13 protein-coding genes are annotated in these 14,174 nt (G+C 49.9%); 2 read left to right on the top strand and 11 right to left on the bottom strand.

Annotation, left to right across the window (positions count from 1 at the left end):
- Positions 1-24: 24 nt before the first annotated feature.
- The 5 genes from A10D4_RS10065 to A10D4_RS10085 form a co-directional block, all read right to left on the bottom strand.
- Positions 25-2,166 (bottom strand): YjbH domain-containing protein, encoded by a 2,142-nt coding sequence (locus tag A10D4_RS10065; protein ID WP_008489342.1) that lies wholly within the window; start codon positions 2,164-2,166, stop codon positions 25-27.
- Positions 2,163-3,041 (bottom strand): capsule biosynthesis GfcC family protein, encoded by an 879-nt coding sequence (locus A10D4_RS10070; protein WP_008489343.1) that lies wholly within the window; start codon positions 3,039-3,041, stop codon positions 2,163-2,165. Before A10D4_RS10070 ends, A10D4_RS10065 begins: the two co-directional genes overlap by 4 nt.
- Before the next feature lie 21 nt (positions 3,042-3,062).
- On the bottom strand, positions 3,063-3,830 hold the full coding sequence (locus A10D4_RS10075) for a YjbF family lipoprotein (protein ID WP_156812133.1): 768 nt from the start codon (positions 3,828-3,830) through the stop codon (positions 3,063-3,065).
- Between the two features lie 173 nt (positions 3,831-4,003).
- The gene (locus A10D4_RS10080; protein WP_008489346.1) at positions 4,004-4,249 is read right to left on the bottom strand and encodes a hypothetical protein; all 246 of its coding nucleotides are present in this window, start codon (positions 4,247-4,249) and stop codon (positions 4,004-4,006) included.
- 182 nt (positions 4,250-4,431) lie between these two features.
- Complete coding sequence (locus A10D4_RS10085) at positions 4,432-4,680, bottom strand: hypothetical protein (RefSeq protein ID WP_008489347.1); 249 nt, start codon at positions 4,678-4,680, stop codon at positions 4,432-4,434.
- A 297-nt stretch (positions 4,681-4,977) separates the two neighbouring features.
- Here A10D4_RS10085 and A10D4_RS13695 point away from each other — a divergent pair, with 297 nt between their 5' ends.
- On the top strand, positions 4,978-6,066 hold the full coding sequence (locus A10D4_RS13695) for a M12 family metallopeptidase (RefSeq protein WP_008489348.1): 1,089 nt from the start codon (positions 4,978-4,980) through the stop codon (positions 6,064-6,066).
- A gap of 80 nt (positions 6,067-6,146) precedes the next feature.
- Here the strand turns inward: A10D4_RS13695 and A10D4_RS10095 are convergent, their stop codons facing one another.
- The 5 genes from A10D4_RS10095 to mltF all read right to left on the bottom strand — a co-directional run bounded on the left by A10D4_RS10095 (position 6,147) and on the right by mltF (position 12,978).
- Positions 6,147-6,707 carry a DUF4377 domain-containing protein gene (locus A10D4_RS10095; protein WP_008489349.1) on the bottom strand — a complete coding sequence of 187 codons (561 nt, stop codon included), beginning with the start codon at positions 6,705-6,707 and terminating at the stop codon, positions 6,147-6,149.
- A gap of 191 nt (positions 6,708-6,898) precedes the next feature.
- Complete coding sequence (purL, locus tag A10D4_RS10100) at positions 6,899-10,786, bottom strand: phosphoribosylformylglycinamidine synthase (RefSeq protein WP_008489350.1); 3,888 nt, start codon at positions 10,784-10,786, stop codon at positions 6,899-6,901.
- 73 nt (positions 10,787-10,859) lie between these two features.
- Complete coding sequence (gene tadA, locus A10D4_RS10105) at positions 10,860-11,345, bottom strand: tRNA adenosine(34) deaminase TadA (RefSeq protein WP_008489351.1); 486 nt, start codon at positions 11,343-11,345, stop codon at positions 10,860-10,862.
- On the bottom strand, positions 11,342-11,524 hold the full coding sequence (locus A10D4_RS10110) for a hypothetical protein (protein WP_008489353.1): 183 nt from the start codon (positions 11,522-11,524) through the stop codon (positions 11,342-11,344). Before A10D4_RS10110 ends, tadA begins: the two co-directional genes overlap by 4 nt.
- An 11-nt stretch (positions 11,525-11,535) precedes the next feature.
- The gene (mltF, locus tag A10D4_RS10115; RefSeq protein ID WP_008489354.1) at positions 11,536-12,978 is read right to left on the bottom strand and encodes a membrane-bound lytic murein transglycosylase MltF; all 1,443 of its coding nucleotides are present in this window, start codon (positions 12,976-12,978) and stop codon (positions 11,536-11,538) included.
- A gap of 291 nt (positions 12,979-13,269) precedes the next feature.
- Between mltF and A10D4_RS10120 the strand changes: the two genes are divergently transcribed.
- Positions 13,270-13,866, top strand: coding sequence for an outer membrane beta-barrel protein (locus A10D4_RS10120; protein WP_008489355.1), 597 nt, complete (start codon positions 13,270-13,272; stop codon positions 13,864-13,866).
- A gap of 87 nt (positions 13,867-13,953) precedes the next feature.
- On the opposite strand, the gene A10D4_RS10125 is transcribed toward A10D4_RS10120, so the two are convergent.
- On the bottom strand, positions 13,954-14,174 hold a 221-nt coding region (locus A10D4_RS10125; protein WP_083849651.1), incomplete at its 5' end, for a Na+/H+ antiporter NhaC family protein.

Below are 14,174 nucleotides of genomic sequence, written 5' to 3' on the forward strand. Positions count from 1 at the left end.
ACCTTAGGAAGTCGCCCAGCATAATTAATCATTGCTGCGGCGACTTGTTATACCATACAAACTATTCACTCGACCCAGCATTTGACCACCATCTCTCGTTAGCGGCGACCAAGCTATCGCTCCTCGACCGACACTTGGCTTGATCGAGAACATATCGAACGGAATGCTAATGTAGAAGCCCTTAGTAAAGCTACCTTCACCGAAATCTTCAGATGATACATCGGTAAATGAAGCGTAGGCACCAGCAATAATGCCGCTATCAAATTCATGTTGGAAGTTGATATTCACACCTAGGTCTTTTGCCAAAAAACGCCCTGCCGACACCGTAATCAAGGAATCCTCTAAGAACTGCGTTTTCCAATAAGCGGTTAGGTGGCCGGTCACCACATCATAGTCACGGAAACCAAAGTGATTTTCGAAACTACGTTGACGCGCGTAGGCGACATTTAGACCGATAGCCAAGTTACTGTCTAACGGACGATACAGAATCTCTCCGCCAACACCACCAAACATACGCTCTAAATAACCACCATATAGACTTTGATACCAATTAGGGCTGAGTTGGTTCGCCCAAGTCGCTTGTAAGTTATCTAACCAAACGTCTGACATGGTGACATACTCACGCACATAGGTTCTTACCCGTGGTATAGCAGGCTCACCACCTTCAACTAAGTAATTAAACTTATCGAAGTTATTGGTAAGGTTAACACCAACCCGGCCGTAGATATTAAAGTTATCCGCCAAACTCCAGCTAACCGCGTTTTCTAAACCGATTTGATACATAAAGAAATCTTCGGGGCCACCCACCGATTGCTCTAAAAATGGTTTTAACGCGTAATTCGGCATACCCACTTCAAACATAGGATTATATAACCAGTCACCAACCGCCTCAGTTTGCCGTGCCTCAATACGTTCAATCGCATCCTCCGGTTGAGTGGTTAAGTCGGCTCTGGCGATGGCGGTTTTAAAGGTATCGGCATCAAAGCGATAGCCGCCCAGTTCCATATCGTAGCTCTGGTCAATCAGCTCATAGGTCTCGATACTATCCGGTACTTCACTGGCTAACACGCGACCGCTACGCTCTAACGCTTCTTGTTGGTTGCGGTATTTGCGCTGTCCACCGTATAGCGTTAACACTTTACCGTCGTTACTCAAACCATAGCGATTAACGTTGAAACCAGCTTCATCGGCCATATTTTTCGCTAACGCTTGACCGGCTTGCTCACCACGTAAGTCATCTACCGACTGCGTTTTTGTTGGTTGTGCGGGGCGGGGCGGTTTATCGACTTTCAACTGTTGCGCGTCGTCAAAATTCAGACGAAAGGTAAAACCAAACATCCAGGTGTTGCCACGTTCATAACTAAGCTTAAGCTTTAAATTGTCGTTAAACGCGTATTCGGCACCATAGTTCCAGGGCGAATCTTGTTTAATCGGTACGCCCGCTCGATCACGGCTGTAATCGTTACCGTCAAATTCAACTTTTAAACGTAGCGGCTGCCATGGCGTTTGATATTCAACACCACCAAAAATGGCTGAGTCGCCCTTAAACCATTTATCGACCTCGAAATCACCGCCAGTACCTGTTAGACCTGACGGCCGATCGCAAAAACTATCACTAACCTCACAAAAGGGGTTGCTCAAATTGTCACGAGTACCCAAATACCCCCACCCCATTCCTAAGGTTAAATCAAAAGGACCAATTCGCTTACTGCCTGCAATAAACTCACCAGCAAAATATCCCGTTCCCGCTAAATCGCGAACACCAACACTGAGTTCAGGCAACCATAGGCTCTCTTCAAGAAGACGCAGTTTTATATCAATCCCACGATCTTTGTAGGTTTGATCGCCGCTAAATTCAGGGACCTGACTGTATAACTTAGTCCTCACATCATTATAACGAATCGTCGTCTCTAACCACGGAAATAGCTGCAGGCTCAATGCCCAACGACGATATTCTTCGTTATCATAATAAGTGAAGCTAAACTCACCCTCACGCGCCATACGACCGGTGGGCATTTGCATCAAACCCACGCCGCCAATATCTGACTGACTCGGCCCATTAAGCGTGCCCTGTTCCCACCAATCGGCGTAACTGCTTGCGCTAAAACCACAAGCGAACAGGGCGATGGCTGTAGCTAAACGACGTCGTTGCATAATATTGCTCATGATTGTTGACCCCATAGCGACTTCATTTCGGGGTTCCAAAAACGTAGAAGTTCAATTAGTTCTTGGTTGATGGTTTGGTATTCGTCAGGCAGTTCACTGTCATCAAACCCAACAAAAACGACGGCGCCCGGGGCTAAGCTGTCGGCTTTGGCATTATAATAAGCTACTGGATACTGACGATGCTGGCCGTCCAACGTGATCACCTGCACGGTATCCTCTTTCGCTCCCGCCAATAACTCAACATCTTTGACCGTATCGCGTAGTGTTTTACGGGTGTCGAGCGTTAACTGAAATTGCGGCTGACTGACTAAGCCGACTATCGCCGCATGCTCTGGTGCCGACTGCAGCATCAACCAATACTGACCGCGACTATTGGTCTCGGTTACCGTTAACAACGGGTTCTGCATGATATCGGTGCGGGCATCATTGCGGCTGGTTCCCCAAATATAGGTTGCCACCAATGGCCATTCAGCAATTTGCTGAGCGAGTTGCTGAGCCGCTTTGGCTAATTCGTCGTCATAATGAGTATGGTAGTGAGCGGCCAGATTTTTTACGCGTTGTTGTAACTGACGCTGCTTGCGTAACACTTGTTGTTGTAATGCATGGTCGGTTAAACGCGTTTGTAACCAGTAAGTGCTTGCATCGGGTTGCGCGACGTCAAACACTTGGCTTAATCTGACCGGTCCCGAAAATGTCCAGTGACGACTATGTTGCTGATTTAGGTCAGGGCCTAGTACGTGAACGGTGACCTGTTGCGTCGTTTCATTATGAGTATCTTGCTGCTGAGGTAACGCTCGTGCGGACGCCAACGTTGAACCCAATAATGTTAATGTCAGTACCGTTGCAGCAAACGAATTCTTTGTAACCATCGTCATGACGACTTTCCTATCTACTTTTTATTGTATATCAGCGCTGTACGGCTTAACTTCGAGTAGCGACAAATAGCCCAACTGATGGCCAAGCCACTGTTGACTCTTGATCACGCGTCGAGTTTCCGGCTCTAACCAAAAATGATTAGTAAACGACTGCTTGGTTTCGGCGACCATGCCATGTTCGACTAGGTGAATGGCGTTAATCGTTTGCCCATCGGGCAGCTCTATGGCTTCTTCCGCCTGCTGCTCGAAGCTGCTATTGACGGTTAAACGCTGAGTCTCGGTCAGGGTTTGTTGATGACGGCTATAGCTCGTGGTCAGATCGATATAACGAGACCATTGCGTAACACAATTTGCACGCTGTTGCTGCCAACAACCTAAAGGGTCATCGTGCACTTGACTGGTAAATAAGATATTACTGGGTAAGCCTTCGGTGGCGACAATGCGGCCTTGGTAAGTAACAAAAGCCTCGGCGCTGCCCGACAACCACGAGTAATGGCCATTATCGTTGTAACCCAAGGCCAATAATGCCCGCGGTTTATCGGCTAAATTGGCATACATCGCGGCGTAGGGATAATCGCTGATTTGTTGCTGACTGAGAGATACATCACCATCGCCGCCAACGGCATACTTAGCGGTTTCCATTAAGTTATCAATGCGGCTACCACAAGCGGTTAGAAGAATGGCCGTTGCAACCATCAACGCCCGCGTAAAAAAGTTTTTAAGCGTCATGCTTTTCTCGCTGTTATTTAATGCCTCACACCCGAAGTAGATGGGTGTTGCTTTTTTCACGTTATTTACGCCTAGCAAGCGGCTAAGTATAACAAGCCAGTACGCGGATCACAGCAGTTTATTGTTGATATTTTGCAAAAGTGTTGCGGCTATGAAAGCCAAATCATCATGCTTTAAATTATAAAAAAGCCCAGCAAAAGCTGGGCTTAACATGCTCAAAAAAGAGGCTTAACTTACATCGACGTCGATGTTGTGGTGCTAGTGCTGGTAGACGTTGATGTGTTGGTACCGGTTTCGATTGGATCCACACCATCATCATCGTCGGCTGCTGCCACCGCAGCAACAACACCAAACGTAATAGTGCCAGCGGATACACCACCAACACCCGCGCCCGAACCCGCAGTATCACCCGACTGCTGAGCCATTGCTGCTGGAGATGCTAACATCGCCGCAGCCAATAAAGCTGTTAATTTTTTCATACATCACCTCTATGTGTTTAGATTGGCCAATCTCTGTCATACCGCGTCCTGCGGGATCGAAGAGATTGCTCATATAATAGCAAGCGCCATGAGGAATGAAAAGCGAGGCGAACGTAAAAAAGCCATAAGTGGCATTGCCACTTATGGCTTTAAAATTAACACTGTAAAGTAATCTTGTGAGATTACATACCAGTACTAGTAGTTGTTGAAGTACCAGTACCTGGAGGTTGAGGTGGATCAACCGTTTCGCCAGCATCCACATCATCACTCGCGACGACGATGGTCGCAGCTGCAATGACACCAAAGGTAATAGCGCCAGCAGACACACCGCCGATACCTGCGCCAGCGCCAGCTGCAGAGCCGCTTTGCTGCGCTAAAGCTGGAGCACTAGCCAGCATCGCTGCTGCGAACAAGCTAACTAATTTTTTCATTGATTATTCCTCTTTCGAATCCGGCGAACCGGTTTCACTTATTACTTTCAGACGATAAACACGGCTTCTTGCCGCTAACCGTCTTGATTGGCCAATCAACACAACCGAAAGGTTATGTGACTGTGGTTAATGTTAACGAATAGTAAAGATTTGGCAAGTGGTTCCGGCTTAAATTATTAATTCACAGCAAAGTCATTGATAATATATTTTCGTTATTTTTTTGTAAAAAGGCAGCTATTGTCTACTTTTATATTCGGATATACCTTCAAAACCAAGGGCGAATAGCCGGAGAAAATCATGTTAAAACAAGCAAGTAAGATATTATTGTTAAGTGCCATCGCATACGCACCAATGACTTATGCAGAAAAATCAGCGCAAACTGCTGATGCGCTTTATCAAGGACAATTGGAAACTGGCGAAGTCGTTTATAAAACGCTAACCGGTGAAGTCAGAGATAATAAACTTATTTTCGAAAGCGATATTGTCATTGATGAAGACCTACAAGCATCACAATATGGTATTCAGCCTCAAGGCGTTATTATTGATGGTAGTGGTTATCGCTGGCCCAGTGGCTTTGTCCCTTACGTGATTTCTGGCGTGTTTTCGTCAAGTGAACAAAATACCATACGTCAAGCAATGGATGTCATTGAAAGCAAAGCAAATGTTCGTTTTATTAATCGTACATCACAGGCAAATTACGTATCCATCATTAAAGGCTCGGGATGTTACTCATCGGTAGGTCGCCGCGGCGGCATGCAACAACTATCGTTAGGCAATGGCTGTGTCTACTCAGGCACCGCTCAACACGAACTCTTGCATGCATTGGGTTTTTGGCACGAACAATCCCGAGCTGATCGCAACAGCCACGTAACGGTTAACTATAACAACATCGAAGCAGGCCGTGAGCATAATTTTAATCAACATATCAGCGACGGTGTCGACATCGGTAATTATGACTATCGCTCGATCATGCATTACGGCAATTATGCATTCTCTAAAAATGGACAACCGACCATCCAACGTATTGGCTCACCTAGCTACACCTTAGGTGGCAACGTCATGACCAGCAAAGACATCACTACGCTAGTCAGTATGTATGGATCGCCCAATGCCATTAATCCACCACAAATTAGTGGTTCAGGCGCCTACTGCCGAGGTTACGGTGAATTAAACTGGGATCCTGTGAGCGGCGCTGACTATTATCGCATTGAGGGTGTCAGCACAAGTACCGGCTTATTATCGTTCTCAAACAGTACAAGTAACACCTATTACAGTACCAATGGCAGCGAGTCACTGCGTTATACAGTGAGAGCTTGTTTGAATGACGGTACTTGCAGTGAGCGCTCAAATAGTATTCTGATTCGGTTTTACGAAATTTGCTTGTAAGCAATCATTGCTTGTAAACAGCAACAAGCTTTAAAACTAATGGCGATAGAAGTTTGAGCTTCTATCGCCATTTCATTTACCTACCGCCTTGCCACCTCATAGCCCTTCAACAACAACGGTTGCTGCGCATCGGCCTGCCATTCGAACACTAAATCGACCGGTTGTCCGCTGGGTAAGTTCACGATGCGTTCACACAATGCCTTTTTTAAGCAGCGAAACGCTTGCCCTAACACTTGGTAACCGTCACGCGTGGCTTCGATAACACCCGGCTCGGGTACCACGCCGCGTAACTGATAACGTTGAATACCCTGTGCAGGCACTTTTTGCGCCACTTCGACTAACTCATAACTCAGGCTGCTAGCATCGGCAGGCGGATTGGCGTGACGTAACGTGTTGACTTGCAGGGTGTAGTAATAGCCCCATTCATAGTCGAAACCCGCGATGGGTGTATACATCAATTGTGGGTCTTCAGGTTGGCTGACATCTACCATGCATAAGCGCTGGTTGAGGCCTTGGCAAACTTGTAAGTAAGGCGCTAAACGTAGCGTCTGCGCTTGTTGTTGGGGGGCTTGTGGTGCCGGTGCTGAACACGCCATAAGCCAGGTTAAAGCACTACCAAGGAATAAAAATCGGACTCGCATCGTCAACTCCTTTTGAACGATTTAGGTATATAACCATTACGGTTATTTACCTCAGTTTAGTTCAGTCTGTTTGGCGTTGGCATTCTTTACGTAACATTTGCCCTTTACCGCCGCCTGAGTGACGCATAAAAAAGCCGAGGCGTGTCATCAATCACGTCTCGGCTGGTATTTAACGATAGCGACTGTGGTCGTTAACCGATGGCTACACGGGCGTTCTGGAACAAGCGGAACCACGGGCTATGTTCTTGCCAGTCGTCAGGATGCCAACTATTGGCTACCGTACGGAAGACCCGCTCGGGGTGCGGCATCATGATAGTGGCGCGACCATCGCTGCTGGTCAACGCGGTAATACCGTTAGGCGAACCATTTGGGTTGAGCGGATATTGCTGCGTTACCTGGCCATGATGATCGACGTAACGTAATGGCACAATGCCAGCCTGCTCAACCTGTTGCAAGTGCTGTTCGGAGCTAAACTCGGCACGCCCCTCGCCGTGCGAAACGGCAATCGGTACGCGCGTTTGCTGCATACCGGCAAACATGATCGACGGCGTATTCGCCACTTCCACCAAGCTAAAGCGCGCCTCAAAGCGTTCGCTGCGATTGTTGACAAAGCGCGGCCACAAATCGGCGCCCGGTATCAGCGATTTCAAATTAGACAACATCTGACAGCCGTTACAAACACCGAAAGTGAAGGTATTGGGGTTGTTAAAGAACGCCTCAAACTGTTCACGGGCGCGCGCGTTAAACAAGATGGATTTAGCCCAACCCTCGCCAGCGCCCAGCACGTCACCATACGAGAAACCACCACAAGCGGCTAAGCCCTGCATATCATCAAGTGTCACACGACCACTGAGAATATCGCTCATATGCACGTCAATCGCGGCAAAACCCGCACGGTCAAATGCCGCTGCCATTTCAACATGCGAGTTAACGCCCTGCTCGCGCAAAATCGCAACGCGCGGACGCACTCCCTGCTGGATATAAGGCGCGCTGATATTGTCATTAATGTCAAAGCTGACCTGCGCCGATAAGCCTGGATCGTCATGTTGCTGTTTGGCTTTAAACTCTTCCTCGGCACAGGCCGGGTTATCACGCAAGCGCTGCATATGATAAGTGGTTTCAGCCCACACGGTACGCAGATAGGAGCGTTTTTGCTGCATCAATACCTGTTCGCCTTGACGGATCAGCAACTGATTATCGGCGTTAACCTGACCGATCACCTGCACACAATCATGCAAGCCTTGCTCGGCATATGCCGCGAGTACATGCTCAACGTCAGCCGCGCGGACCTGCAGCAGCGCGCCCAGCTCTTCATTGAATAACACCTCGACCGCGTGCTCGCCCAAGCCGTCGATATCGACCTCGACACCGCAATGACCAGCGAACGCCATTTCCGCCAGAGTCACCATCAAACCGCCATCTGAACGGTCGTGGTAAGCTAATAGTTTAGCCTCGCGCACCAGTTGCTGCGTGGCACCATAAAAAGCCGCTAGTCGTTTGGCATCGGCATCGGCTGGCTGTTGCCCCAAATGACGATAAACCTGTGCCAACGACGAGCCACCTAAACGGTTCTGGCCAGCACCTAAGTCAACCAAGAGCAAGCGACTCTCGCCTTGATCGGTGCGTAATTGAGGCGTGACCGTCTGGCGCACATCCTGCACCGCCGCGAACGCGCTGATAACTAAACTCAACGGCGCCGTTACGGCTTTATCTTCACCTGCCTCTTGCCACTGCGTCTTCATCGACATCGAGTCTTTGCCCACCGGAATGGTGAGACCCAACGTTGGGCAAAACTCTTCGCCAACCGCATATACGGCGTCATATAAACCGGCGTCTTCGCCGGCATGACCGGCTGCGGCCATCCAGTTCGCTGACAATTTAATGCGTTTAATATCACCAATATCGGCACAAGCAATGTTAGTGATAGCTTCACCAACCGCCATCCGTGCAGAGGCACCGTGATCTAACAACGCAATCGGTGCGCGCTCGCCCATCGCCATCGCTTCGCCACAATAGGTATCGTAACTGGCAGCGGTGACCGCCACATTAGAGACCGGGATCTGCCACGGCCCGACCATCTGATCACGCGCCACTAAACCGGTCACGCTGCGGTCACCAATGGTGATCAAAAAGGTTTTCTCAGCAATCGCTGGCAAACGCAATAAGCGTTCGGTAGCTTCGGCAATGTCGATGCGTTGCCCGGTGAAATCATCGCCGCTAGACTGCAGGCGCTGAACGTCACGGTGCATTTTGGGGGGCTTGCCTAACAAGACATCTAACGGCAAATCGATAGGTTTGTTACCAAAGTGGCTATCGGTCAGGGTTAAATGGGTCTCGCTAGTGGCTTCGCCGATGACCGCGAAAGGCGCACGTTCGCGCTCACAAATCGCGGCGAAATCGTCGATACGATCGGCCGCAATCGCCATCACATACCGTTCCTGTGATTCGTTACACCAAATTTCTAGTGGCGACATACCCGGTTCGTCGTTGGGCACGTCACGCAATTCAAAACGACCACCACGGCCACCATCGTTAACTAGTTCCGGCATGGCGTTGGATAAGCCGCCAGCGCCGACATCATGAATAAAGACGATGGGATTGGCGTCGCCTAATTGCCAACAGCGGTCGATGACTTCTTGGCAACGGCGTTCAATCTCGGGGTTGTCACGTTGTACCGAGGCAAAGTCTAGGTCTTCGGCTGATTCGCCCGACGCCATCGACGAAGCGGCACCGCCACCTAAACCGATGTTCATCGCCGGACCACCCAATACCACCAACTTTGCGCCAACCGGAATGTCGCCCTTGTCGACGTGATCGGCGCGGATGTTACCCAAGCCACCAGCGATCATAATGGGCTTGTGATAACCACGCACTTCACGGCCGTTAAAGCTATTAACCAATTCTTCGTAGGTCCGGAAGTAACCCAGCAACGCCGGACGGCCAAACTCATTGTTGAACGCGGCGCCACCTAACGGACCTTCCAGCATGATGTCGAGCGCACTAACGATACGCTCAGGTTTACCAAAGTCTTCTTCCCACGGCTGTTCAAAATCGGGAATACGCAAGTTGGACACGCTAAAGCCGACTAAGCCCGCTTTGGGTTTAGAACCCCGACCGGTGGCGCCTTCATCGCGAATTTCCCCCCCCGAGCCAGTAGCCGCACCCGGATACGGCGATATCGCCGTGGGGTGGTTGTGAGTTTCCACCTTCATCAAGATATGAATCGGCTCTTGCTGATACTGATATTCGCCGCCGTTATCCATACGAGCAAAAAAGCGCCCGGCTTCGCTGCCCGTCATCACCGCGGCATTGTCTGAGTATGCCGATAACACATGTTCCGGCGTTACCTGATGGGTGTTTTTGATCATTTTGAACAGCGACTTGGCTTGTTCGACACCGTCGATAGTCCAGTCGGCGTTAAAAATTTTATGGCGGCAATGCTCGGAGTTGGCCTGCGCGAACATATACAATTCGATATCGTTAGGATTACGTTGCAACTTGTTAAAGCTGCTCAGCAGATAATCGATTTCGTCGTCGGCTAACGCCAGACCCAAGTTAATATTCGCATCGACTAGCGCATCACGGCCTGCGGCCAGAATATCGATACTTTTTAGTGGCAATGGCTGCGCTTCACGGAACAATTGCGCGGCTTGTCCGGTGTCTCGAAAAACCGTCTCGGTCATACGGTCATGTAACAACGTCGCCGCTTGCTGTAGTTGCTGAGCGCTCAAGTCGCCCTGTAAATAGTATGCGATACCGCGTTCAATACGCTTGATAGCGGTTAACCCACAGTTATGAGCGATATCGGTCGCTTTTGATGACCAAGGTGAAATGGTGCCGATGCGCGGTGTCACTAGCAATAAATGACCATCGGGCTGATGTTGCGATAAGGCCGGGCCATAAGTCAGCAGTTGCTTCAGTACGTCCTGCTCGGCGGCGGCTAACGTGCCGGTTTGCGCCACAAAATGCGTGTATTCAGCATACAGGCTATCCACCTGAATGCCCGCATGCTGCAAGCGATTAAGTAACTTTTGGGTGCGGAATTCTGATAGTGCTGGTGCGCCGCGCAGTGTATTCACCTGAAGACTCCCGATTTCGGCTGTGTGATTTTTTCGCGGCTATTATACACAAACCGACGGCGAACACCGTAGCCTAGTTTTTAAACTCGGTAAGATTTTTTGCCTTTTTGCGCTTTTCTCGAAAAAATTCTCTGAGGATATCGCCACACTCCTGCGCCAACACCCCACTAACCACCTCGACACGATGATTCATGCTGGCATGGTTGATCACTTGAATCGCTGAACCGGTGGCGCCGGTACGCGGATCGGGTGCGCCAAATACCAAGGTTTGAACTCGCGCATGGGTGATTAAACCGGCGCACATGGCACAGGGCTCCAGGGTGACGTATAAGGTGGAATTGACTAATCGATAATTTTGTTGCTGCACACCACCAGCGCGTAACGCCAACACCTCGGCGTGAGCCGATGCATCATTACGCGTAATAACCTGATTATAGCCTTCACCGATAATCTTGCCGTCGACCACCAACACTGCGCCAACCGGTACCTCGTCAGCGGCGGCGGCCTGCTCGGCAAGCATCAACGCACGCCGCATGAAAAACGCATGCTGTTCGCTCATGCACTAAAGTCATCCGGTTCTGGTACACGCCAATCATAGTGAGCACGACCGCCTTGCTTGCGCGAAATACGAAACCATTTTTGCCGACGTTCGGCAATGTGTCGGCGACGCTGACGAATCAACTGACGTCGCCGTTCGTCGTTGTTATTACGCCGCGACCGGCGTGCGACTGTGCGCATATAAGTTCTCGCTATCGGTTATTGTTGCCGTTATTTGCCATATCACCACTACCCTCGGCCGGCGTTGCCGGCAAACTAATGGTCAACGGCAAAGTTGGTATTTGGCCGCGCTCATCGAGCCACACCAAGGTATCATAGTAGCGTCGGATATTGCCGACATATCGCACCGGTTCATCACCGCGGGCAAAGCCAAAGCGCGTATGTCGATAGAATTTCTTTTGCCGTAACAGCGGTAAGCGTTGCTTAACGTCTAACCAACGGTCAGGATTGCCACCTTGTTTTTCGGTCAACCGACGGGCATCTTCTAAGTGGCCAAAACCAATATTATAGGCGGCTAAGGCAAACCACGTTCGGTCTGGTTCAGGGATGCGAGCCGGAATACGACGCACCATACGCTCTAAATATTTGGCGCCGCCCTGAATGCTTTGTTCGGCATTTAAACGACTCTCAACCCCCATCGCCTCAGCCGTCGGGATAGTCAGCATCATCATGCCGCGCACACCGGTTGGTGACAACGCGCGCGGATCCCACAACGACTCCTGATAGGCAATGGCCGCTAATAGCCGCCAGTCAATACTACCCGCATGACTGCGAAACATATCAATGAAGTTAGGTAAATCCTGCTGCACCGCCTGAATAAACAAGCTGGTATCGACATAGTTAAACTGTTTCACATGACCAAAGTGCTGATCGATCAAATAAGCTAAACGGCCGCTACTACGTAGCTCACCAAAAAACTCCACCACCGTACTGTACAATGAGTCGTCAATACCGCCCGGTAGCGCCCATGATACCGGCGTGTTCTCACGTACAGTAAAAGCGACACTTAAGTCGGGATAATGTCGACGACGTAAGTCGAGCGTATTCGAGTCGGCGATGGTGTAGTCGATTTGTTCAGTCATGATCATATCCAGCAGTTCGCTGGCATCGTGATCGCTGGTCGCTCGCCACTTAAGGTTAGGATAGCTGTCACCGAGGCTACGCAAAAATTCATGGTGACTGCTATTAGCCACGACCACAATTTCGCCGTCGACTTGATCTAAGGTACGTGGCCGTTGTCGTGAGCCTTGCTTAAAAATAAGTCGCTGATCGATAGTTTGATAAGGAGGGCCAAAGCGATACCGTTGGCTGCGATTGGCTGTTTTGTCTAAGCCAGCGGCAAGCATATCAACTTCACCCGAACGCAGTAGCTCAAACAAATCGGAAACGTTGTAACGCGGCACCATTTCCAGTTCGACGCCTAAGCGTTCCGCAAAGCGTTGTGCTAAATGGTACTCAAAGCCGTCTTCGCGTTCATGATCAAGATAATAACTGGTTGGCGTTAGCAATGTGCCGACACGCAATACGCCACGCTCACGCACAGCATCTAACGCCGTCTCGTCGCTTTGTGGGGTACAAGCTGCCAGTAAACTCAGCATCACAACCACCAGTAAACTGTTCAGCGTCTGCCGCATGCTGCCGCTCTCTGTCACTGACTTAACCTCGATCTCATGATAGCGATTGTAGCTGAAAAGATTTAGTCGGTGTAGCCCCACCATCAGCCAGTCAGCAGTTGCCGCCAGCTAAGCCATAACAAATGGCTGGCCGGCTGCGAGTTGGCGCGACTTGCAGAAACTTTACACTTTGCGTTGATCCAGCCGCGTAAAGATTTGGTAATAAATCGTGCATCATATGCAATTAGTTATGATGCTCTGCTATGTTTTAGCTTGCCAATGACGGCAATGATAGAAAACCAGGAGGTTACAATGAAAAAGTCCGCTATCGCTCTAGCCCTAGTTACCACTGCCGGTTTCGCCACTCAAGCCAGCGCCCGTGATACCGTTTCTTACGATTACATCGGTGCTAACTATATGCAGGTTGAAATTGACGACGTGGCTGACAACTTTGAACCAGACGGTTATGAAGTGCGTGGCTCTTTTCAGTTTGAAAATAATCTGTTCGTCGAAGCGTCGTATTCAGATTTGAACGACGACATCACGTTGGATGAAACAGATTCAGATGTCGATTATGACGTAAGCTATCGTCTGGCTGGTATCGGTTATGCGTGGGATTTAGGTTCTCCTCGCAATAGCCTGTATGTCAGTGGTGGTTACGCTGATGTCGAAATCGGCGATGCCAGCGAAGATGGTTACTACCTGAGCGCCGGTGTGCGTTCGATGCTAACGCCATCGATCGAAGGCCAATTGGGTGCTAAGCACATTGATGTAGGCGATGACTACGACACCACCGGTGCCGTTGCCAGCTTAGCCTTCTTCTTAACGGATGCTTTAGATATTCGCGCTAGCTACACCCATGAAGATAACGGTTCTATCGCCTCTTTGGGTCTGAACTTTAACTTCTAAAACCGTATTGTCTGCAAGACAACGTTAAAAGCCCAGCTCGACTGGGCTTTTTTGTCCCTGCAGTTTGTCACTGCGATTTGCTCGCGGCTATACCGCCATCAACCACCAACCGGTGGCGGCGTAGGCAATAACCGATGCCACCCCAGCCACCATGGCATAGGGCAGTTGTGTCGCGACATGGTCAATATGTTCGGTGCCGGACGCCATTGATGCGATTATGGTGGTGTCACTGATGGGCGAAGCGTGGTCGCCAAATATACCGCCCGAGATTGCCGCCGCGATAAACGGCGCCGGCGGCAGCCCCAACG

Source organism: Idiomarina xiamenensis 10-D-4, from assembly GCF_000299895.1.
Taxonomy (GTDB): domain Bacteria; phylum Pseudomonadota; class Gammaproteobacteria; order Enterobacterales; family Alteromonadaceae; genus Idiomarina; species Idiomarina xiamenensis.